Raw genomic sequence first — 21,670 nt, forward strand, 5'->3', positions numbered from 1 at the left:
CTAGCTTTACGTCCAGGTGACCCAGACTCAATGACCCGTTCAAATAATCCGGTTTCCGCTACTGGCACCCGGAATAGCAACAAAGATTATAGCCCAAGCGCTGACCCCTCCGACGCGTTGGGTAGTGATTCGTTAGACGACGATCTCGACGGCGACGCGCTCGCGCCCCCCGAGCCCGTGGGCGAAGTGGCGACCGTAGCCAGCAAGGCCGTGGACAACACGCCGCGCGTGGTAACCGTGCCCGACGAACTGGCCGGCGAGCGGCTCGACAAGGTGCTGGCGAGGGTCTTTCCCGAGTTTTCGCGCAACCGGCTGCAAAGCTGGATCGAAGCGGAGCGCGTACGGGTGGATGGCGTGCCCGCGAAGATTCGCCAGCCCGTGCCGCTCGGCGCGAGCATCGAGCTCGTGCCCGATCTGCTGCCCGAGCAACTCGCCTTCATGCCTGAGCCTGTGCCGCTCGACATCGTCTACGAAGACGAGACCCTCGTGGTGATCAACAAGCCCGCCGGCATGGTGGTGCATCCTGCGGCCGGCAATTGGAGCGGCACCGTGCTGAACGGGCTCCTGTATCGCTATGGCGAAGCGGCGTCTGGTTTGCCGCGTGCCGGTATTGTGCACCGGCTCGACAAGGAAACCTCCGGGTTGATGGTGGTGGCGCGCACGCTCGAGGCGCAGACCGATGTCGTGCGGCAATTGCAGGCGCGTACGGTCAAGCGCCGTTATCTCGCGCTCGTATGGGGCAATATGCCGGACGAGGGCACGATAGATGCGCCGATTGGCCGCGATCCGCGCGAACGCACGCGCATGGCGGTGGTCACGAGCGCCTCGGGCAAACCCGCCCGCACTCACTTCCGGCGCGTCGATTCGGCCATCTGGCAGCGGCAACCGGTGTCGGCGATCCACTGCGATCTGGAAACTGGGCGCACCCACCAGATTCGCGTGCATTGCGCGCACATCGGCCATCCTTTGCTGGGCGACCCGGTCTATGGACGTGCGCGCGGCAAGCGCTCGGTCACGCCGCTGCCCGACGGTTTTGCGCGCCAGGCGCTGCATGCGTGGCGCCTTGGCCTGATTCATCCGCAGACCGGCCGCGAGATGCAATGGCGCGCCGAGGTGCCTGAGGATATGGCGGCGCTGTCGGCCGCGCTCGGACTCGGCCGCGACGACGCGGGCGAGTTCGACGAGGCTTATTACGAAGACGAGGAAGCGGAAGGTTACGAAGCGTCTTTCGACGACGGGCTGGACGACGAGGACGAGGACGATCACGCATGACGCTGCCTGAGACCAAGCCACCTGCGCCGACACTACCTGAGCTGACGCTTGCCGACGTGCTGCAACCCGAGTGGCGTGTCTCGCCGCGCGTGCGTGCGTTGGTGACCACGCGCAACGGCGGGGTGAGTCTGCCGCCGTTCGGCCGCTGGCGCGATGGCGTCGAGGCGCCGGGTGGCCTGAACCTTGGCCGGTTGGCTGGCGACGATCCGGTTTGCGTCGCAGAGAATCGCGCGCGTCTGATGGGCTTGACCGGTGGCGCCGAGGCGGCGTGGCTGGAGCAGGTCCACGGCGCGGAAGTGGTCGATGCGCACGAGGTGCTGGCGCGGGCTCGCGCGGGCGAGCCGCTCGTGCGCGCCGACGCTAGCGTCACGAACCAGCCAGACACGATCTGCGTCGTGATGATTGCCGATTGCATGCCCGTGTTGCTGTGTGATGCCGCCGGCCGCGCGGTGGGCGCTGCGCACGCGGGTTGGCGTGGATTGGCCTCGGGCGTCGTCGAGAAGACCGCGCAGCGAGTCGCCGACCTTGCGGGTACGCATCCGGGTTCGCTGCACGCGTACCTCGGACCGTCCATCGGACCCGCTGCGTTCGAGGTCGGGGCAGACGTGCGTGACGCCTTCATGAATGGCGTCGACGATTCGCAACGTGCTGCGACGGCTCGTGCATTCGTGCCACGAGTCGAGGCGCCGGGCAAATATCTCGCCGATCTTCCAGCGCTTGCGCGTTTGCGTTTGCAACGCCTTGGCGTGACGCAGATTACCGGCGGTGACGCATGTACGGTGACCCAGCGTGAACGCTTCTATTCTTACCGGCGTGATCGCATCACGGGCCGCATGGCGGCAATGATCTGGCTCGCCGACTGACCGGGAGCGCTCGCTCGTGTCGCTGGCAGCCATAGCAGGCGGGCGTCGCCAGGGTTTGCTCGGGGGTGGCGCAGCAGAGTTTTTTTGTTGCGCTGCCAAAGGCGCCCGCGCTGGCTTCGCAATCCGCCATAACGCGGCTCGAAAATCGCCGCCATTCCTCGTGTTAAATGCAAAAAAGGCCCTGTAATATGGGCCTTTTACATTTGTTGTCCATTCGTTCTAGCGCGCCTCAATAAAGCGATGAAATACATGGGGAAAACGATAATTAAAAAAATATCGCACTGCGGCAAAATCGGGAACAAGCATTGACATGCCTTGCGATGGGGAGCAAGAATGTTCCCCACACACGGGACAGGGCGTGACGAGGTCGCGAGCAATCGCCCACGTGCGTCGGAAACCTGCCTCTCAACCGTCCGTCAGGACTCACCGGTCAAAAGCAGGTATGGCAGCATCTCAACATTCCTCGACTTCCTCAAGCACGGACTCCACGACGGAGCGTACCCAGGCCAGTGCCGGTCCCGCCGGGGCGCAGCAGTTATTCGATGCCTGGATCAACGCGTGGCGTTCGCTCGGCGTGCCTGCCGCCGGCGTTGGCGCGGCGTTCCAGATGCCGCAGATGCCATCGATGCCGGCCATGCCCGACTTCGCCAACGCCGCGGCCGCCATGGCGCCGTTCGCCGGCCTGAAGGTGCCCAGCGCGGCGATTCCCTCGGAGCGTTTGCAGAAGCTGCAGTCAGACTATTCGCGCGAGGCGATGCAGTTGATCCAGCAGGCCGCTGACACTACGCCGAAGATCCCCGAACTGAAGGATCGCCGTTTCAGCGCGGAGGCATGGAGCGCCACGCCAGCATATGCATTCACCGCTGCATGGTATCTGCTGAACGCCCGTTACCTGCAGGAACTGGTTGAGGCGCTCGATACCGAACCGAAGGTGCGCGAACGGATTCGTTTCGCGGTCCAGCAGTGGACCGCGGCAGCCTCGCCGAGCAACTTCTTCGCGCTCAATCCCGAAGCGCAGACGACCTTGCTGGAGAGTCGCGGCGAAAGTCTGCGCCAGGGCGTGACCAATCTGTTGAGCGACCTGCAGCGCGGCAAGATTTCGCAGACGGACGAATCGCGTTTTGTGGTCGGCGAGAATCTCGCGAACACCGAAGGCTCGGTCGTGTTCGAGAACGACCTGATCCAGTTGATCCAGTACAAGCCGCGCACGGCGAGCGTGCGCGAGCGGCCCTTGCTGATCGTGCCGCCTTGCATTAACAAGTTCTATATCCTCGATCTGCAACCAGAGAATTCGCTCGTCGCACACGGACTCGAGTCGGGGCATCAGGTGTTCCTGATTTCGTGGCGTAACGCGGATGCGTCGATTGCTCACAAGACGTGGGATGACTACACCGACGAAGGCGTGCTCACCGCGATCGATACCGTGCGCAAGATCAGCGGGCGCGAGCAGATCAACACGCTCGGTTTCTGCGTCGGCGGCACGATGCTCGCAACGGCGCTTGCCGTTGCAGCAGCACGCGGCGAACATCCCGCAGCCTCGATGACGCTGCTCACCGCCATGCTCGATTTTTCGGACACGGGCGTGCTCGATGTGTTCGTCGATGAAGCGCATGTGCAGATGCGCGAGCAGACGATCGGCGGCAAGAACGGTACGAAGCCGGGGCTGATGCGCGGCATCGAGTTCGCCAACGCGTTCTCGTTCCTGCGCCCGAACGATCTCGTGTGGAACTATGTCGTCGACAATTATCTAAAGGGTCGCACACCGACGCCGTTCGACCTGCTGTACTGGAACAGCGATTCGACCAGCCTGCCAGGTCCGATGTACGTGTGGTACCTGCGCAATACGTATCTGGAGAATCGTCTGCGAGAGGCGAATGAGCTGACCGTGTGCGGCGAGAAGGTGGACCTGTCGCTGATCAATGTGCCTACCTTCATCTACGGTTCACGCGAGGACCATATCGTGCCGTGGCACACGGCGTATGCCTCGGTGCCGTTGCTGAGCGGTCCGCTGGAATTCGTGCTCGGCGCGTCGGGGCATATCGCGGGCGTGATCAATCCGCCTGCCAAGAACAAGCGTAATTACTGGGTCCTGCAGACAGAGGACAAGAGCTTGCCGGAGAATCCGGACGACTGGTTCGAACAGGCTACGGAAGTGCCCGGAAGCTGGTGGCCCGAATGGACCCGCTGGCTCGATCAATACGGCGGCAAGAAGGTCAAGGCGCGCGCTGGTGCGGGCTCTGCCGACTATCCGGTGATCGAACCTGCGCCTGGGCGCTATGTGATGCAACGCGAGTAACGCAGGCGAGTCACCCAGAAAAGCTGCGGATGCGATTAAACGATTGACGCTGGTAATGCGAGCAGGCGGCGTTAGCGGCACTGAGCAGGTGAATGGATTTTTAACTTGACGGGCGGTGGAGTAATCAGCCGCGATGCCCGGAGGAAATTGAAATGACTGATGTAGTGATCGTATCGGCCGCGCGTACGGCAGTTGGCAAATTCGGTGGGTCGCTGGCGAAAATCGCTGCACCCGATCTCGGCGCACTCGTGGTTCGCGCTGCACTCGAGCGCGCGGGCGTGAAGCCCGAGCAGGTCAGCGAAGTCATCCTGGGCCAGGTCCTGACGGCGGGTTCGGGCCAGAATCCGGCGCGCCAGGCGTTGATCAAGGCAGGCTTGCCGTTGTCGGTGCCTGGCATGACGATCAACAAGGTGTGCGGTTCAGGCCTGAAGGCCGTGATGCTGGCGGCCAACGCCATCATCGCTGGCGACGCCGACATCGTGGTGGCGGGCGGCCAGGAAAACATGAGTGCGGCACCTCACGTGCTGCCGGGTTCGCGCGACGGCTTCCGCATGGGCGACGCCAAGCTGATCGACAGCATGATCGTCGACGGCCTGTGGGACGTCTATAACCAGTACCACATGGGCGTGACGGCTGAGAACGTCGCGAAGGAATACGGCATTACGCGCGAACAGCAGGACGCGTTCGCGGCGCTTTCGCAGAACAAGGCGGAAGCCGCACAGAAGTCGGGCCGTTTCGATGATGAGATCGTGCCCGTCGAGATTCCGCAACGCAAGGGTGAACCGCTGCGCTTCACCACGGACGAATTCGTGCGCCACGGCGTCACGGCCGAGTCGCTTGCCGGTCTGAAGCCGGCCTTCTCGAAGGAAGGCACGGTAACGGCTGCGAACGCGTCGGGTCTGAACGACGGCGCGGCCGCCTTGGTTGTGATGTCGGCCAAGAAGGCCGAAGCGCTGGGTCTCAAGCCGCTCGCCCGCATCAAGGCCTATGCCAACGCCGGTGTCGATCCGAAGGTGATGGGCATGGGCCCGGTGCCGGCTTCGCGCCGCTGCCTCGAGCGCGCAGGCTGGAGCCCGGCCGATCTCGACCTCATGGAAATCAACGAGGCATTCGCCGCGCAGGCGCTCGCCGTGCACCAGCAAATGGGCTGGGACACGTCGAAGGTCAACGTGAATGGCGGCGCGATTGCGATCGGCCATCCGATCGGCGCGTCCGGTGCCCGGATTCTGGTCACGCTGCTGCATGAAATGCAGAAGCGTGACGCCAAGAAGGGCCTGGCCTCGCTGTGTATCGGCGGCGGCATGGGCGTGGCGCTGGCAGTCGAGCGCGCCTGAGCGGGTTTTAATGTTGCCGCGCGCCGCTTTGTCAGTGGTCGGGATCGAAGCGGCGCGTCGTGTGTGGTGTGGTGGCCTCGCCGGCCGGTCGCCCGGCGGCAGCGGAGATGATGCAGTACAGGCGAGGGAAGGGGCTGCCGGTCGGCGCCTCGGAAAAACGATAATGGAGTGTGGTTTATGGCACAGCGAATTGCGTATGTAACGGGCGGGATGGGCGGCATCGGCACGAGCATTTGCCAACGTCTTCATAAGGAAGGCTTCAAGGTCGTCGCCGGCTGTGGCCCGAACTCCCCACGCCGCGTCAAGTGGCTCGAAGAGCAGAAGGCCTTGGGTTTCGACTTCATCGCCTCGGAAGGTAACGTGGGCGACTGGGAATCGACCAAGGCGGCATTCGACAAGGTGAAAGCCGAAGTCGGCGAGGTCGACGTGCTGGTCAACAATGCAGGCATTACGCGCGACGTCGTGTTCCGCAAGATGACCCACGAAGACTGGACGGCGGTGATCGACACCAACCTGACAAGTCTGTTCAACGTCACCAAGCAAGTAATCGACGGCATGGTCGAGCGCGGCTTTGGGCGCGTGATCAACATCTCGTCGGTGAATGGGCAGAAGGGCCAGTTCGGGCAGACGAACTACTCAACGGCGAAGGCCGGCATTCACGGCTTCACGATGTCGCTGGCCCAGGAAGTCGCCACCAAGGGCGTCACGGTGAACACCGTGTCGCCTGGTTATATCGGTACGGATATGGTCAAGTCAATCCGCCCCGATGTGCTGGAAAAGATCGTCGCGACGATCCCGGTGCGCCGTCTCGGCCAGCCGGATGAAATCGGTTCGATCGTAGCGTGGCTCGCGTCGGACGAATCGGGCTTTTCGACGGGGGCTGATTTCTCGCTGAATGGCGGTCTGCACATGGGCTGATCCGTGCGGCGCCCGGTCGCAAAACGGGGCGCCACATGGTTCAGGTGTTTCCGGCGGCGTCTCGTACGTGCAATCTCGGCCCGATTGCGCGTGCGGCAGGACGCCGTTTCTGCGCTTCAATGGCGCTCAAAGGCGTTAAATGACCACTACTACAAAGAAAACTGCCGAACGACTCATCAAGAAATATCCGAACCGTCGGCTCTATGACACCGAGACCAGTACGTACATCACGCTCACGGACGTCAAGCAGCTCGTGCTGGACCAGGAGGATTTCAAGGTCATCGATGCCAAGAGCAACGAGGATCTGACGCGCGCCATTCTGTTGCAGATCATTCTTGAAGAAGAGAGCGGCGGCCTGCCGATGTTCTCGTCGTCGATGCTGTCGCAGATCATCCGTTTTTACGGACACGCGATGCAGGGCATGATGGGCACGTATCTCGAGAAGAACATTCAGGCGTTCATCGACATTCAGGCCAAGCTCGCCGATCAGTCGAAGAACCTGTACGAAGGCAAGGCCATGAACCCTGAGGTCTGGTCGCAGTTCATGAACATGCAGGCGCCGATGATGCAGGGCATGATGACCAGCTACATCGAGCAGTCCAAGAACATGTTCGTGCAGATGCAGGAGCAGATGCAGAACCAGGCGAAGAATATGTTCAGCACTTTCCCGTTCACGCCTGCCAATCCGCAGACGGATCCGGAGCCGGAGAAGAAGTAGGGCGCGCTGGCTGGGTGCCGTCCGGTTCAGGAGCGGGGCTGGCCAAACTCGTGCACGGGGGCGTCAGGCGTGCCACGGGGTACAATGTGAGGTTACGTTTACCGCCATCCGCCGGACCGCCCCTATGCCGCAAGCTTCCTCCCCCATTTCACCCACCACTGTCGCACCAAAGGTCGGGTTCGTTTCGCTCGGCTGCCCGAAAGCGCTCGTCGACTCAGAGCAGATCATCACCCAATTGCGCGCCGAAGGCTACGAGATATCCGGTACCTATGACGGCGCGGACCTCGTCGTCGTCAACACCTGCGGCTTCATCGACGAAGCGGTGCAGGAAAGCCTCGACGCGATCGGCGAGGCCCTCACTGAAAACGGCAAGGTGATCGTCACCGGTTGCCTCGGAGCAAAGAAGAGCGGCAGCGGTTCGGGGCTGATTGAAGAAGTGCATCCGAAGGTGCTGGCCGTGACTGGCCCCCACGCGGTCGGCGAAGTCATGCAGCACGTGCACATGCATCTGCCGAAGCCGCACGATCCGTTCGTCGATCTGGTGCCCGCGGCGGGCGTGAAGCTCACGCCGCGTCACTACGCGTACCTGAAGATTTCCGAAGGCTGCAACCACCGCTGCACGTTCTGCATCATCCCGTCGATGCGCGGCGACCTCGTGTCGCGTCCGGTCGCGGAAGTGATGCTCGAAGCGGAAAACCTGTTCAAGTCCGGCGTGAAGGAATTGCTGGTGATTTCGCAGGACACGAGCGCGTACGGCGTGGACGTGAAATACCGCACCGGTTTCTGGAACGGCAAGCCGATCAAGACGCGCATGACGGACCTCGTCGGCGCGCTCGGCGAACTGGCCGCACAGTACGGCGCGTGGGTGCGCCTCCATTACGTGTATCCGTATCCGAGCGTCGACGAAGTCATCCCGATGATGGCCGAAGGTCCGTTCAAGGGGCACGTGCTGCCGTACCTCGACGTGCCGTTCCAGCACGCGCATCCCGAAGTGTTGAAGCGCATGAAGCGCCCGGCCAATGCCGAGAAGGTGCTGGAGCGCGTGCGTGCGTGGCGCGAGATCTGCCCGGATCTGACGATCCGCAGCACGTTTATCGCCGGCTTCCCAGGCGAGACCGAAGAGCAGTTCCAGACACTGCTGGACTTCATTCGTGAGGCGGAACTGGATCGCGTCGGCTGTTTCGCTTACTCGCCGGTTGAAGGCGCCACCGCCAACGAACTCGAAGGCGCATTGCCCGACGAAGTGCGCGAAGAACGCCGCGCGCGCTTCATGGAAGTGGCCGAGGAAGTGTCGGCGAAGCGTATCGCGCGCAAGGTCGGCAAGACGTTGAAGGTGCTGGTCGACGAAATCAACGCAGACGGCGGCATCGGCCGCACGGCCGCGGATGCGCCGGAAATCGACGGTGTCGTGTACATCGCGCCGACAACCAAGGCCTCGAAGCGCTACAAGGTGGGCGATTTCGTGTCGGTGAAGATCACCGGCGCGGACGGTCACGATCTGTGGGGCGAGGTGTAAGCCATGTCCACCGTGGCGAGCCCGGCAATCCTCGCGCTCGGCGAGGCGATGGTTGAGTTCAACCAGTCGTCGAAGGACCAGCCGAACTATCTGCAAGGCTTTGGCGGCGACACGTCGAACTTCTGCATCGCGGCGGCGCGTCAGGGCGCGACCGCGGGTTATGTGTCAGCGGTCGGCGACGATCACTTCGGGCGTTTGCTGCTCGATCTGTGGCAATGCGAGTCGGTGGATACGTCGATGATCAAAGTCGACAGCCATGCGCCGACTGGCGTCTATTTCGTGTCGCACGGGGCGGAAGGCCATCAGTTCGATTATCTGCGTGCGGGCTCGGCCGCGAGCCGTTACTCACCGCGCGATTTGCCGCTCGACGCCGTTGCGGCCGCCGAGGTGCTGCATTTATCCGGCATCAGTCTCGCGATCAGCGTGAGCGCTTGCGACGCGGCGCTCGCCGCGATTAGCCATGCGCGTGCAAACGGCACGCGGGTGAGTTTTGACACGAATTTGCGTCTTAAGCTGTGGCCGCTCGCGCGGGCGCGTGCCGTAATGGTCGAAGCGATTCGCCATACCGACATCTGCCTGCCGAGCTGGGACGACGTCACCGTGTTGACAGGGCTCACCGGCCGCGACGAGATCGTCGATTATCTGTTGGCGCTCGGACCGCGTGTCGTCGCGCTCAAGCTCGGCCAGCAAGGCTCGTATGTGGCCACGCCCGACGAGCGCCGCGAGGTGCCGGGTCAGGTCGTGAATGCGGTGGACGCAACCGGCGCCGGCGATTGTTTCGGCGGTGCGTTTATCGCCCGTATCGTGGCGGGCGACGATCCGTTTGCGGCGGCGCGTTATGCGAATATGGCCGCGGCATTGTCGACCCAAGGTTTCGGGGCAGTGGCGCCGATTCCCGACCGACAAGCGGTCGAGAAGGCGCTGGCTGCCTGAGCGGGCCAGGTCGCGCAAGCCCGCGCGGCCTGCGTGAACGCGTCTGCAATGACGAAAGGCGGCCCATGAGCCGCCGCCCAGCCTGGGCATCCAGATCACCATCAGAGAGTAAAAGGAGCGAGCGATGCAACGCGAAGTAGTGGTGGTAAGCGGAGTGCGTACTGCAATTGGCGATTTCGGTGGCAGCCTCAAGGATTTCTCGCCGACCGACCTCGGTGCACGTGTGGTGCGTGAGGTGCTGTCGCGGGCGAAGGTGGCGGGCGACGAAGTCGGCCACGTCGTGTTCGGCAACGTGGTCCACACCGAACCGAAGGACATGTATCTGGCCCGCGTGGCGGCCCTGAACGGAGGCGTCGCGCAACATGCGCCCGCGCTCACGGTGAATCGCCTGTGCGGCTCCGGTTTGCAGGCAATCGTCTCGGCTGCGCAGAGTGTGCTGCTCGGCGATGCGGACGTCGCCATTGGCGGCGGCGCGGAAAACATGAGCCGCGCGCCGTACATCATGCCTGCTGCGCGATTCGGTCAGCGCATGGGCGACGCGCGCCTTGTCGACATGATGCTCGGCGCGCTCAACGATCCGTTCCAGGGCGTTCACATGGGCGTGACGGCTGAGAATGTCGCGCAAAAATACGGCATCTCCCGTGAGGCGCAGGATGCGCTCGCGCTCGAATCGCATCGCCGCGCGGCCCGTGCGATCGCGGATGGCTATTTTAAAGAACAGATTCTGCCGATCACGATCTCATCGAAGAAGGGTGACATCGTGTTCGAGCAGGATGAACACGTGCGTCTGAACGCGTCGGCGGAAGACTTCTCGAAGTTGAAGCCGGTGTTCGCGAAGGAAAACGGCTCGGTAACGGCCGGCAACGCGTCCGGCATCAATGACGCGGCTGCGGCGGTCGTGCTGATGGAGCGCAGCGTCGCGGAACAGCGTGGCGTGAAGCCGCTGGCGCGACTGGTGGCCTACGCCCACGCGGGCGTTGACCCGGCCTACATGGGCATCGGCCCGGTGCCGGCGACACGCAAGGTGCTCGAGCGGGCCGGCCTGACGGTCGCCGATCTCGACGTCATCGAAGCGAACGAAGCATTTGCAGCGCAGGCGTGCGCGGTCAGCAAAGAACTTGGGCTCGATCCCGCGAAGGTCAATCCGAACGGCTCCGGCATTTCGCTCGGCCATCCGATCGGCGCGACTGGCGCATTGATTACCGTGAAGGCGCTGTACGAACTGCAGCGCATCGGCGGGCGTTACGCGCTTGTGACGATGTGCATTGGCGGCGGCCAGGGCATCGCGGCGATCTTCGAGCGGATCTGACGTCGGGCGCGCGCCGCCTCGTCTCATGCAACAGGAAGGAACGGATGCTGGAATCGAAAGCAATCAGGAGCGCCGCACGCTGGCGCGGCTGGATCCCGGGTGCCGCAGCAGTGCTGCTGCTGGCCGGCGGGGGCACCTTGTTGCCCGCACAAGCGTGGGCGCAGAGCGATGCGGTCAAGGAACTGGCCGCGCCGCCGCCCATCCAGTTGCCGCTCAGGCCTAGCCCGGAGTTCGCGAAGTTTCCGCGCTACGCCGGCACGCTCGGCGCGCGTCAAATCGTATTGCGGCTTGGACCGAAGACCGACGACCCGTCCGGGGTGCACGGCGAATATCAGTACACCGATACGGGTGAAGTGATTCTGATTGCGGGCGACCGCGACGGCGACACCCTCGAAGTGGAAGAGTCGAACGACGGCACCCACATCACGGGCAACTGGGTGGGCAAGTTCGCCGCGGACGGCTCGGTGGCAGGCGACCGGATGAACGTTGACGATTCGGATCCGCAGCCCTTCGACTTGCGGCCGCTGGCGGCAGGACAGCCGGTGCCGGCGCCGCGTGCTGCCGCTCAGCCGCCGGCGGCCGTGGCGACGCCTTCGGCATCTGCGACCCCCGCAGCGGGCGGCGCGCATACGGTGAACGGGGTGAACAACCTCTCGATTGGCGAGTAAGTTGGCGAATAAGCGCGAGGCTCGCGCTTTTCCGTTTTGCTCACTGTTCTGTTTTGGTTCTACGCGAAACCACTATGACTCAATCCAAACCCAAGCGCAGCCTGCAGACCCGCATCGTGCGCGCTGAAGACCAGATCACTCCGGGCTTCGAATCGTTCGCGGTGCCGGTTGCACGCGCGTCGACGGTCGTGTTCCCCGATCTCGCCGCGATGCGCGCGTGCGACTGGCGCAACGACGCTCAATGGCGCTACGGCCTGCACGCCACGCCCACGTCGCTCGCGCTGGCGCAGCGGCTGGCGGCTATCGAAGGCGGCAATCACGCACTGCTGCAACCGTCGGGACTGTCGGCGATTTCCAATGTTTACTTCGGTCTTGTCAAAGCGGGCGACGACGTCCTGATCCCCGACAACGTCTATTCGCCGAACCGCGATCACGGCGACTGGCTGGCGCGCGATTTCGGCATTACCGCGCGCTACTACGATCCGATGATCGGTGCGGGGATTGCGGACCTGATCCAGCCGAACACGCGGCTGATCTGGCTCGAGGCACCGGGCTCGGTGACGATGGAAGTACCCGATGTGGGCGCAATCACCGCGGCGGCGCGAGCCCGCAATGTGATTACGGCAATCGACAATACCTGGTCAGCAGGACTCGCATTCCGTCCGTTCGAGCATGGCATCGATATTTCGGTGCAGGCGCTGACCAAATATCAATCGGGCGGCGGCGATGTGTTGATGGGCGCGACGATCACGTTCGAGCGCGAGCTGCATCTGAAGTTGAAGGCGGCGCGCATGCGCATGGGCATCGGTGTCTCGTCGGACGACTGCTCGTTGATCCTGCGCAGCCTGCCGAGTATGCAGGTGCGCTTCGAGCAGCATGATCGCAGCGCGCTGGCGATTGCAAAGTGGCTGAAGGCGCGTCCGGAGATTGCCGCGGTGCTGCATCCCGCATTTCCCGATTGTCCCGGGCACGAGTTCTACGAACGTGACTTCACGGGCGCGGGCGGGTTGTTTTCGGTGGTGTTCGATGGCCGTTATACGCCGGCGCAAATCGATACGTTCTGCGAGTCCCTCGAGCTGTTTTCGATTGGCTGGAGCTGGGGTGGGGCACATAGTCTCGTGATGCCGTACGACATTGCCTCGATGCGCACCGCAGCGCAGTGGCCGCATCGCGGCACGCTGGTACGCTTTTATATCGGGTTGGAAGAAGAGGCCGATCTGCGCGCAGATATGGAGCGGAGTTTGAGTACGCTGGCCTAAACGCGGCTTGCGCCTTTGGCGCTGCAGGCTGCGCGGAAGGGAGAAGCCCATCGGGACCTGGTTTCGATGGGCTTTTTTGCGGCTGAAGCGGGTGGACCGGGTTAGCCAATCGGTCGAGTAGTCCGCGTTAGAGGTTGCCGTTACGATGGAGTGCATCCGATATCGCGCGGTTGCTACACATCGAACTTCAATGGATCTATTTTTCTGGTTGCTGCTGAATCTGTGCGTGCCGCTTGCTGGACCGGTTTCCCTGTTGGCGCTTTTTTCTCTCACGCATGGATATGGTGTGGCAAGAGAGTTGATTGTCGAATCGGTAAGAGGCGGGCGGTTAGTTGCTATGGTCAGCAATTTCGCTCTGCGCCGCAGCGATCTACGAGGCTATCACCCTGTTGGAGGTGAGGGGCGCGACGCCCTTGCTCGAACTGAGCATCGCGGCGCACTGTTTCATTGGCTGTGCATGTGCGACTCTCATCATGATAATGACGACCGTGGATCGCGAGGAGAGACGTTTCGCACAGTCGCGAGCGAACCGCGTTCGAGCCCCGAACACGTTGCTGCGCTCTCGACTCGTGTTGGTTTCTATCGGTCTCGTCTGCGGTGTAGCGGTTGCTTTCGCGTCCTCGCACATCTATTTCAACTGACAATATTTATCTTGAATGAGCTAAAATGTTGACTCACTTCGAGGAGGGCTCAATGTTCGATTTGCTTCGTTTTGCAAATTCACCAAAGAACGTTAATCTGGTCCTGAAATGGGCTCCGATCATCTCCTGGATCTTGGTAGCCGTGACCGTTGGCTACACTTGGATTCCCGTTATTCTTAAGCATTACTGAGAATGGCGGATTGTTTTTAAGAATCATCTCAATGAACGCAACGGGGCTTCGAGGAGTATGGGCTGCCGCGCCTGACATCGCGCTTCGCTTAAGGTGTGTTCTCCACGACGCACCGGGCGTGGAGAAAGTCCGTCATAACGTAGTGGGGTGACATCTCAAAACAACCGCAACAACCCGTCCAACCCAACATGGTTGAACGCGACACTCGCGGCTTCGCGCACCACTGGTTTCGCGCGAAACGCTACGGATAACCCGGCTTCGGCCATCATCTTCAGATCGTTGGAGCCGTCGCCCATCGCTATCGCCCGGCTGGGCTCGATGCCGAGCTGTGCGCAGGTTTCACGCAGCGTACGCGCTTTGACTTCCGCATTGACGATCTCGCCCGTTACCTGCCCGGTCAGCTTGCCGTCGACGATTTCGAGCGTATTAGCTCGGGTGAAATCGAGGCCAAGGCGGGTCTTCAGCTTTTCGGTGAAGAACGTGAAGCCGCCGGAAACGAGCAAGGTCTTCAGACCCGCCGCCTTCGCGCCCTTCAGCATCTGTTCCGCACCGGGCGACAGGCGCAGGCGCTCTTCATACACGCGTTCCAGCGCACTCGCGTCGAGGCCCTTGAGCAGCGCCACACGGCGGGTGAGGCTTTCGTTGAAGTCCTTGATCTCGCCGCGCATCGACGCCTCGGTGATCGCTGCGACCTCGGCCTTCAGGCCGCAAAAGTCCGCTATTTCGTCGATGCATTCAATCGTGATCAGCGTCGAGTCCATGTCCATCGCGACCAGACCGAACTCGCGCAACTGCCTGTTGGGTTCGATAAAGGCGTAATCCAGGGAGTGCGTGCCGCAGTAGACGTCCAGATCGGCGCGCTGGGCGGGGCTCGCATCGGCAATGCGGATCGCGTGGGCGTCGATGACGGCGGCACGCGAGCCGCGCGCAAGCGCGACGAGCGTCTTATGGTGGTCGGCGGACAGGGGCGCGGGGCTTTGGATGACGAGGTTCATGATGACGCAGGAAAGGGCGCGCGGCGCGCGCGGAAAATCCCGTTATTGTAACGGGTTAGCGCCGTGCGTCCGTTGGGTTGGCGGCCCCGTCGGACCGTAGCTTTTGCCGAGGTGGCGCAAGAGTTACAGGGCGCGCCGCGCATAACCGGCGCATGGCGCCGCTCGCTCGGGCCGCTGCCTCCGTGGCACGCTTGATGCGTGGTCAAAGGTCCCGGCCTTTGGAAGCGCACGATGTCACACATGATCTGGAAAGGCGCGATCAGCTTCGGCCTCGTGCACGTGCCGGTGCAGCTGTATCCGGCCACGCAATCTGAGAAAGTTGGGTTCAATCTTCTGGACAAGCGCTCGATCGATCCGATCGGCTACCGGCAGATCAATAAGCGCACCGGCAAGGAAGTCACGCGCGACAACATCGTGCGCGGCTTCGAGTACGAAAAGGATAGGTACGTCGTGCTGTCCGACGAAGAGATCCGTTCGGCGAACCCGGAATCGACGCAAACCGTGGATATCCTCGCCTTCGTCGAGGCACCCGAGATATCGTTTTTGTATCTCGACACCCCGTATTTTCTGGCGCCGGACCGCAAGGGCGAGAAGGTCTACGCGCTGTTGCGCGAGGCGCTGAAGGCGTCGGGGAAGATCGGCGTCGCCAACGTCGTGCTGCACAACAAGCAGCATCTTGCGGCGCTCGTCCCGGTCGGATCGGTACTCGCGCTCAATACGCTGCGCTGGGCCGACGAAGTGCGCGACTACAACGAATTGAAACTGCCGTCCGAAGACCCAAAAAAGGCGGGCGTGACGGCGCGTGAACTCGATATGGCCAAAAAGCTGATCGACGATATGAGCGATAGCTGGGACCCGTCCGCCTATCACGACACGTTTCGCGACGACATCATGACGCTCGTGGATCGGAAGATTCGCGCGGGTAAGACCGAAGAGATCACCGACGTCGAGACACCGCGGGAGTCGCGTCAGTCCGCCGAGATTCTCGATCTGTCCGATCTGCTCAAGCGCAGCCTCGGGCGCGGCAAGGGTAAAGCTGGCGGCCGATCGCAGGCGGCGCAGGATGATGACGAAGCAGAGGAGCCGGCCACACCGCGGCGTCGCAAGGCGGGCACGACGAAACGCGCGGGTGGCGCCAGCGCCCGCCCGGCCGCCGCGCGGACGACCGCATCGCGTAAGGACGCCCCGGCTCGCAAACGTAGCGCTGCTTGAGGACACCTTTAAGGCACACCCATGACCGACCGGCTCGACCCCTACCACCGCAAGCGCCGTTTCGACGAGACGCCGGAACCGTCGGGAAAGGCCACGCCCAGGCGCGCGGATCGCAAGGCTTCGTCGCGCAAGGCGAAGCAGGCGCTGTCCTATGTGATCCAGGAGCACGACGCGCGACGCCTGCACTATGACTTCCGCCTTGAACTCGACGGTACGCTGAAGTCGTGGGCGGTGCCCAAGGGACCGAGTCTGGACCCGTCAGTGAAGCGGCTCGCCGTGCATGTCGAAGATCACCCCGTTGAATATGGCTCGTTCGAAGGCGAGATTCCGCCGGGTAACTACGGCGCGGGTTCGGTGATCGTGTGGGATTGCGGCACGTGGGAGCCGGATGGCGGGGTGGCTCACGCGCGCGAGGCGTATCGGGCGGGGAAGCTCAAGTTCACGTTGGACGGTGACAAGCTACACGGTGGCTGGATGCTGGTGCGCAGCCACATGCGCGGCAGCGGCGATAAGGAACAGTGGCTGCTCATCAAGGAGCGTGACGACGCGGCGCGCAGTGAGGCCGACTTCGATGTGCTCGCCGAACGGCCGGGTAGCGTGCTTGATGGCGCGGCCGAGCCCGGTACAGGCAAAGGCGGCAAGGGCGCCGGGCGGAAAACCGCGGTGAAGCACATCGCAGAGAAACAGCCCGCAGAGAAACAGACCGCGGGCAAGGATACGGCAAGCCAGCCAGCCGCTCGCTCCAGCAAGACCGCAAAAAAGGTGGCAACCCACGCGCACGCCGCCGACGCAAAGAAAACCGATATCGTCGCCAACCGCAGCCCGGAGTCGCTCCGCACGCTCGCGGCGTCGCCGGCGATCAAGGGCGCAAAGAAGGCCGCTTTGCCGGCGACGTTCAAGCCGCAACTGGCCACCTTGGTCGACACCGCCCCGCCGGGCGACGAATGGTCGTACGAGATCAAGTTCGACGGCTACCGGGTGCTCATGCGCATCGATCATCAAGCTGTGAAGAACCCAGTGCATATCTACACGCGTGCGGGCAACGACTGGACCGCGAAGTTCAACAAGCAGGTCGGCGCGCTCGCGCAACTGGATCTCGATAGCGGATGGCTCGACGGCGAAGCGGTCGTGCTCGATCACAACGACGTGCCGAACTTTCAGGCGCTACAAAATGCCTTTGATGCGAACCGGCCGCAAGACATTGTGATCTATCTCTTCGACCTGCCGTTTCTGAACGGCTACGACCTGCGCGGCGTGCCGCTGGTGCAGCGTCGCGCGATCCTGCGCGCGCTGCTCGAAGAGGTCGACAGCCACATCCTGCGTTTTTCGGAAGACTTTGACTTTAGCGCCGACGATCTGCTGAAAAGCGCCTGCGATATGGCGCTCGAAGGGATCATCGGCAAGCGGCGGGATAGCCACTACACGTCGACTCGCGCCTCGACGTGGATCAAGCTCAAGTGCCGCCGCCGTCAGGAATTCGTGATTGGCGGCTATACAGAACCGGCGGGCAGCCGTGCTGCTTTTGGCGCGCTGCTGCTCGGCGTGTACGACGGTAACGGCGAGCTGCAGTACGCCGGCCGGGTCGGTACTGGCTTCGACGCGGCGCTGCTGCGTGCGGTGAAAAAGGAGCTCGACAAGCGTGGGCAGTCACACATGCCGTTTGCCGCGACGCCGCGCGAGCGCAGCCGCACGCCGGTTCACTGGGTCAAGCCGGAACTCGTTTGCGAATGCAACTTCGCGGAGTGGACCGACGAACGCATCGTGCGTCAGGCGTCGTTCGTCAGTCTGCGAAACGATAAACCTGCGCGGCAGATCGTCAGGGAAACACCGCGCGAAGGAGCCGATGTGGAACAGCACTCGAGCGAAGGATCGTCGGAGGCGCCCGCGAAAGCTCGCGCGGCGCGAAGTTCGCGAAGTAGTAAGGCTGCAGCGCCTGCGTCCGCCGCAACTGAGTCCGCAGCGGCGAGCGTAACCAGCAAACGCGCGCCGAAGACGGGCGCTTCCACTGAATCAGTGGCCGGCGTGCGGATTTCGCATCCGGATCGCGTGATCGACAAGCAAACCGGCACGCAGAAGATCGATCTTGTGCAGTACTACGAATCCATCTCGGACTGGATGCTGCCGCACCTAAAGGACCGGCCGGTCTCGCTGGTACGGGCACCGGACGGCATCGGTGGCGAGCTGTTCTTTCAGAAGCACAGCCAGAAGCTGTCGATCCCGAACGTCACCCAGCATGCCGGGCTCGATCCCGGTCATCCGCCGCTGATCACGATCGAGACCATCAAGGCGCTGGTGGGTGCGGCGCAAATGGGCACGATCGAACTGCATACATGGAACGCGCTCGCCTCGAATATCGAGAAGCCCGACCGCATGGTGTTCGATCTGGATCCCGACCCGGCGCTCGGTTGGGACAGGATGATCGAGGCCGCCCAACTCACACGGACGCTGCTCGAAGAGCTCGGCCTCGTGTCGTTCTGCAAGACGAGCGGCGGCAAGGGGCTGCATGTAGTTGTGCCGCTCGCCAAGCAGGCGGGCTGGGATGAAGTGAAGGCGTTTTCGCAAGCCGTCGCGCAGCACATGGCGGCCACGCTGCCCAAGCACTTCGCGGCCAAGATGGGCCCACAGAACCGCAAGCGCAAGATCTTCGTCGATTACCTGCGCAACAACCGCGGCTCGAGTACGGTGGCCGCTTTTTCCGCACGAGCGCGGCCGGGCCTGGGGGTGTCGGTGCCGCTCGCGTGGGACGAGGTCGAGAGTACGACGGCTGGCGATCAATGGACCGTCGCCAATGTGCGTGAACGGCTTGAGGCGCTGCACGAGGACCCTTGGGCCGGCTACGCAAAAACGCGGCAACGCATCACGGCAGCAATGAAGAAGCGGCTGGATGGCGCGGACGTCGATTGAGTCGACGGATCGATTTCGCCGGCGCGCCGGGAAGCAAGCGGCGTGCACCGGGCACGCATCAGGAACGCAATCGCAGAAGGAGGACGCAATGAAGACATCACCTCAAGTATCGCAGCCTGGCGGCAAGCACCACCCCCATGGCAAGACAGCGGATCCGCACGCGAAGCAGGACGTCCGCTCGATGCAGGACGAAGGTGCACCGCTACCGCATGAAACCGATCAGAACGCTGCGTCGCAGCATGAGGACGAGCCGCGCAGCGTGGGCAAGCAGGCGCATCGCGACCTGCAGCGCGGCATGAAGGATACCGACCGGCGCGGCGGCGATGAGTATCAGCAGAAGACGCAGAACGACGCGCACAGTAATGAGAATTCAAGCGGCAAGGCGCAGCGCGAACCGCGTGGCAAGCACTGATCGCATGTCACATGGTTGGCGGCCTTTACGGTCCGCTCAGCCTGGCTCGACGTCCCAATACGGTGGATCGCCGAAGTGTGCGGCGAGAAAGTCGATCAATGCCAGTGTCTTGGGCGGCACGAAGGCCCGGCTCGGATAGACGGCCCAGATCGCCACGGTTTCGGCGAGCGGATAACTGTCGAGGACGGTCACGAGCTCGCCGCTGCGCAGATACGGCGCGACGTCCCACGTCGATTTGAGCGCGATTCCGAAGCCGGCCAAAAGCGCGTCGCGAATCACCTCGCCGTTATCGGTGGCGAGACGTCCGCCGACGCGCACGTCGAGCTGTCCGGCCGGCGTCTCGAATGCCCACGTGTGCTGGTCCGACAGGATCACGCATTCGTGTTGCGCAAGTTCCGCCGGATGATGCGGCATGCCGCGCTTCGCCAGATAAGCGGGCGCGCAGCAGATGACGCGCCGGTTTACGGCCAGACGTTTCGCCACCAGCGTCGAATCCTTCAGCGCACCGAGCCGGATCGCCAGGTCCACCCCGGCATCGACCAGATCGACGAGATGGTCGGAAAGCCGCAGATCGACGCTCACACCAGGATAGCGGCGCAGAAATTCGGGGATCGCCGGCGATACATGCTGGCGGCCAAACGACGACGGCATCGACACTCTTAATCGTCCCTGCGGTTCGGTTTGTGCCCGGCCGACTGAGGCGCGTGCCGCCGCCGCGGCATCGAGCAGCGTCTGCGCGCGCGCCATGAAGATTTCGCCGTCCTGCGTGAGGCTGATGCGGCGCGTGGTTCGATGCAGCAGGCGCGCGCCGAGCAGCCGTTCGAGTTGTGCGAGCCGGGCGCTCGCCACGGCGGCCGACAAGCCGAATTCGCGACCGGCCGCCGACACGTTCGCCAACAGTGCCGCCCGAACGAACAGCGCGACATCGAGCAGGTCAAGCCGTTCGCGCTCCTGAAACGCTGACGGCGGGGACGGGATAGGCGAATCGGCGGCTGTCATTCTTCTGATTTTCAAGAAAATGTTTAAGCCATTATGCCTGTTTTAAATGAGTAAACATCGTCCTAAGATAGGCACAGTCCAAGCGCCGGTGGGTCACGTAAGGTCCACGCAGGGGGCTACGCAGGCCCGCAGCGCCGGAACATCTCTTTATCCCGCATCCCTCACGAACGAATCAGGAGCTGCCATGAAAGCTGTCGGTCTTTATCGCTACTTGCCCATTAACGATCCCGAAGCACTGCTCGATGTCGAGATTCCGAAACCGGAAGCAGGCGGTCGCGACCTGCTGGTCAAGGTCGAGGCCATCTCGGTGAACCCGGTCGATTTCAAGGTGCGCTCGCCGAAAGACAGCGTGGAGAAGACGCCGCGCGTGCTCGGCTGGGACGCGGCCGGGACGGTTGCGGCAGTGGGTCCCGAGGTCACGCTGTTCAAGGTCGGCGATCCGGTGTTTTATGCCGGCAGCATCACGCGGGCGGGCGCGAATAGCGAATATCACCTCGTGGACGAACGTATCGTCGGCCGCAAGCCGGCGTCGCTCGACTTCAGCCACGCCGCGGCCCTGCCGCTGACCGCGATTACCGCGTGGGAGGCGCTGTTCGATCGCCTCGGCGTGTCGCCGCAAGGTGCCGATAAGGGCAGTTCGGTGCTGATCATCGGCGGCGCGGGCGGCGTAGGCTCGATTGGCATTCAACTGGCGAAGCAGCTCGCCGGTCTGACCGTGATTGCGACGGCCTCGCGTCCGGCGTCGGCGAAGTGGGCGACCGAACTCGGCGCGGACCACATCATCGATCACTTCGGCGACATGCCGGCTCAGTTGAAGCAACTCGGCTTCGAGCAGGTAGACTACGTGCTGATGTTCAACGATACGGACAAGCATTTCCCGGCAGCAGCGGCCGTGATCAAACCGCAGGGCGGCATCTGTACGATCGTCGAAAACGCCAAGCCGCTTCCAGTGGAGCTGCTGAAGGCGAAGAGCGCGGCATTTCACTGGGAATTCATGTTCACGCGTTCGATGTTCGGTACGCCCGACATGATCGAGCAGCACAAGCTGCTGACCGAAGTGGGCCGCCTGATCGACGCCGGCACCTTACGCACGACCGTGGGCGAAGATCTGGGCAAGATCAGCGCGCAGAACGTGCGGCGCGCGCATCAGTTGCTGGAAGAAGGGCGGGCAATCGGCAAGCTGGTGCTGACTGGTTTTTAGGCGGCTTCTAGGCCGCTTCTCGCCTCGCCG

17 protein-coding genes are annotated in these 21,670 nt (G+C 62.9%); 15 read left to right on the forward strand and 2 right to left on the reverse strand.

The annotated features are described in order from the left end of the window. Window positions 1-30 precede the first annotated feature (30 nt). From P3T40_RS31850 to P3T40_RS31900, 11 genes are all read left to right on the forward strand, one after another. Window positions 31-1,272: an RluA family pseudouridine synthase gene (locus P3T40_RS31850; protein WP_429271692.1), complete on the forward strand. Its 1,242-nt coding sequence runs from the start codon at window positions 31-33 to the stop codon at window positions 1,270-1,272. Further along, entirely contained in the window at window positions 1,269-2,135 is an 867-nt protein-coding gene (gene pgeF, locus P3T40_RS31855; RefSeq protein WP_429271693.1) for a peptidoglycan editing factor PgeF, read from the forward strand. Before P3T40_RS31850 ends, pgeF begins: the two co-directional genes overlap by 4 nt. Window positions 2,136-2,577: 442 nt before the next feature. Next, window positions 2,578-4,431 (forward strand): class I poly(R)-hydroxyalkanoic acid synthase, encoded by a 1,854-nt coding sequence (gene phaC, locus P3T40_RS31860; protein WP_429271694.1) that lies wholly within the window; start codon window positions 2,578-2,580, stop codon window positions 4,429-4,431. Window positions 4,432-4,583: 152 nt separating this feature from the next. Continuing rightward, a complete protein-coding gene (locus P3T40_RS31865; RefSeq protein WP_429271695.1) occupies window positions 4,584-5,765 on the forward strand; it encodes an acetyl-CoA C-acetyltransferase in 1,182 nt (393 codons plus the stop codon). A gap of 177 nt (window positions 5,766-5,942) precedes the next feature. Next, window positions 5,943-6,683 (forward strand): 3-ketoacyl-ACP reductase, encoded by a 741-nt coding sequence (locus P3T40_RS31870; RefSeq protein WP_429271696.1) that lies wholly within the window; start codon window positions 5,943-5,945, stop codon window positions 6,681-6,683. Between the two features lie 139 nt (window positions 6,684-6,822). After that, window positions 6,823-7,401 carry a polyhydroxyalkanoate synthesis repressor PhaR gene (gene phaR / locus P3T40_RS31875; RefSeq protein WP_429271697.1) on the forward strand — a complete coding sequence of 193 codons (579 nt, stop codon included), beginning with the start codon at window positions 6,823-6,825 and terminating at the stop codon, window positions 7,399-7,401. A gap of 124 nt (window positions 7,402-7,525) precedes the next feature. Beyond that, on the forward strand, window positions 7,526-8,917 hold the full coding sequence (gene rimO, locus P3T40_RS31880) for a 30S ribosomal protein S12 methylthiotransferase RimO (protein WP_429271698.1): 1,392 nt from the start codon (window positions 7,526-7,528) through the stop codon (window positions 8,915-8,917). 3 nt (window positions 8,918-8,920) lie between these two features. Continuing rightward, on the forward strand, window positions 8,921-9,850 hold the full coding sequence (locus tag P3T40_RS31885; protein WP_429271699.1) for a sugar kinase: 930 nt from the start codon (window positions 8,921-8,923) through the stop codon (window positions 9,848-9,850). Between the two features lie 124 nt (window positions 9,851-9,974). Then, window positions 9,975-11,159, forward strand: a complete 1,185-nt coding sequence (gene bktB, locus P3T40_RS31890; protein ID WP_429271700.1) for a beta-ketothiolase BktB — start codon at window positions 9,975-9,977, stop codon at window positions 11,157-11,159. 44 nt (window positions 11,160-11,203) lie between these two features. Beyond that, window positions 11,204-11,827, forward strand: a complete 624-nt coding sequence (locus tag P3T40_RS31895; protein ID WP_429271701.1) for a hypothetical protein — start codon at window positions 11,204-11,206, stop codon at window positions 11,825-11,827. A gap of 74 nt (window positions 11,828-11,901) precedes the next feature. Next, window positions 11,902-13,086, forward strand: a complete 1,185-nt coding sequence (locus tag P3T40_RS31900) for a cystathionine beta-lyase (RefSeq protein ID WP_429271702.1) — start codon at window positions 11,902-11,904, stop codon at window positions 13,084-13,086. 986 nt (window positions 13,087-14,072) lie between these two features. Here the strand turns inward: P3T40_RS31900 and serB are convergent. Then, window positions 14,073-14,912: a phosphoserine phosphatase SerB gene (gene serB, locus P3T40_RS31905; protein WP_429271703.1), complete on the reverse strand. Its 840-nt coding sequence runs from the start codon at window positions 14,910-14,912 to the stop codon at window positions 14,073-14,075. A 231-nt stretch (window positions 14,913-15,143) separates the two neighbouring features. Between serB and P3T40_RS31910 the strand changes: the two genes are divergently transcribed. From P3T40_RS31910 to P3T40_RS31920, 3 genes are all read left to right on the forward strand, one after another. Beyond that, window positions 15,144-16,124, forward strand: coding sequence for a Ku protein (locus P3T40_RS31910; RefSeq protein WP_429271704.1), 981 nt, complete (start codon window positions 15,144-15,146; stop codon window positions 16,122-16,124). Window positions 16,125-16,145: 21 nt separating this feature from the next. Next, window positions 16,146-19,028: a DNA ligase D gene (gene ligD, locus P3T40_RS31915; protein ID WP_429271705.1), complete on the forward strand. Its 2,883-nt coding sequence runs from the start codon at window positions 16,146-16,148 to the stop codon at window positions 19,026-19,028. Between the two features lie 88 nt (window positions 19,029-19,116). Continuing rightward, complete coding sequence (locus tag P3T40_RS31920) at window positions 19,117-19,440, forward strand: hypothetical protein (RefSeq protein ID WP_429271706.1); 324 nt, start codon at window positions 19,117-19,119, stop codon at window positions 19,438-19,440. A gap of 36 nt (window positions 19,441-19,476) precedes the next feature. On the opposite strand, the gene P3T40_RS31925 is transcribed toward P3T40_RS31920, so the two are convergent. Further along, entirely contained in the window at window positions 19,477-20,439 is a 963-nt protein-coding gene (locus P3T40_RS31925) for a LysR family transcriptional regulator (protein WP_429271707.1), read from the reverse strand. Between the two features lie 184 nt (window positions 20,440-20,623). Here P3T40_RS31925 and P3T40_RS31930 point away from each other — a divergent pair, with 184 nt between their 5' ends. After that, the gene (locus tag P3T40_RS31930) at window positions 20,624-21,640 is read left to right on the forward strand and encodes a zinc-binding alcohol dehydrogenase family protein (RefSeq protein WP_429271708.1); all 1,017 of its coding nucleotides are present in this window, start codon (window positions 20,624-20,626) and stop codon (window positions 21,638-21,640) included. Window positions 21,641-21,670 lie beyond the last annotated feature (30 nt).

It is taken from the genome of Paraburkholderia sp. EB58 (assembly GCF_050436665.1).
In the GTDB taxonomy this organism is placed as follows: Bacteria; Pseudomonadota; Gammaproteobacteria; order Burkholderiales; family Burkholderiaceae; genus Paraburkholderia.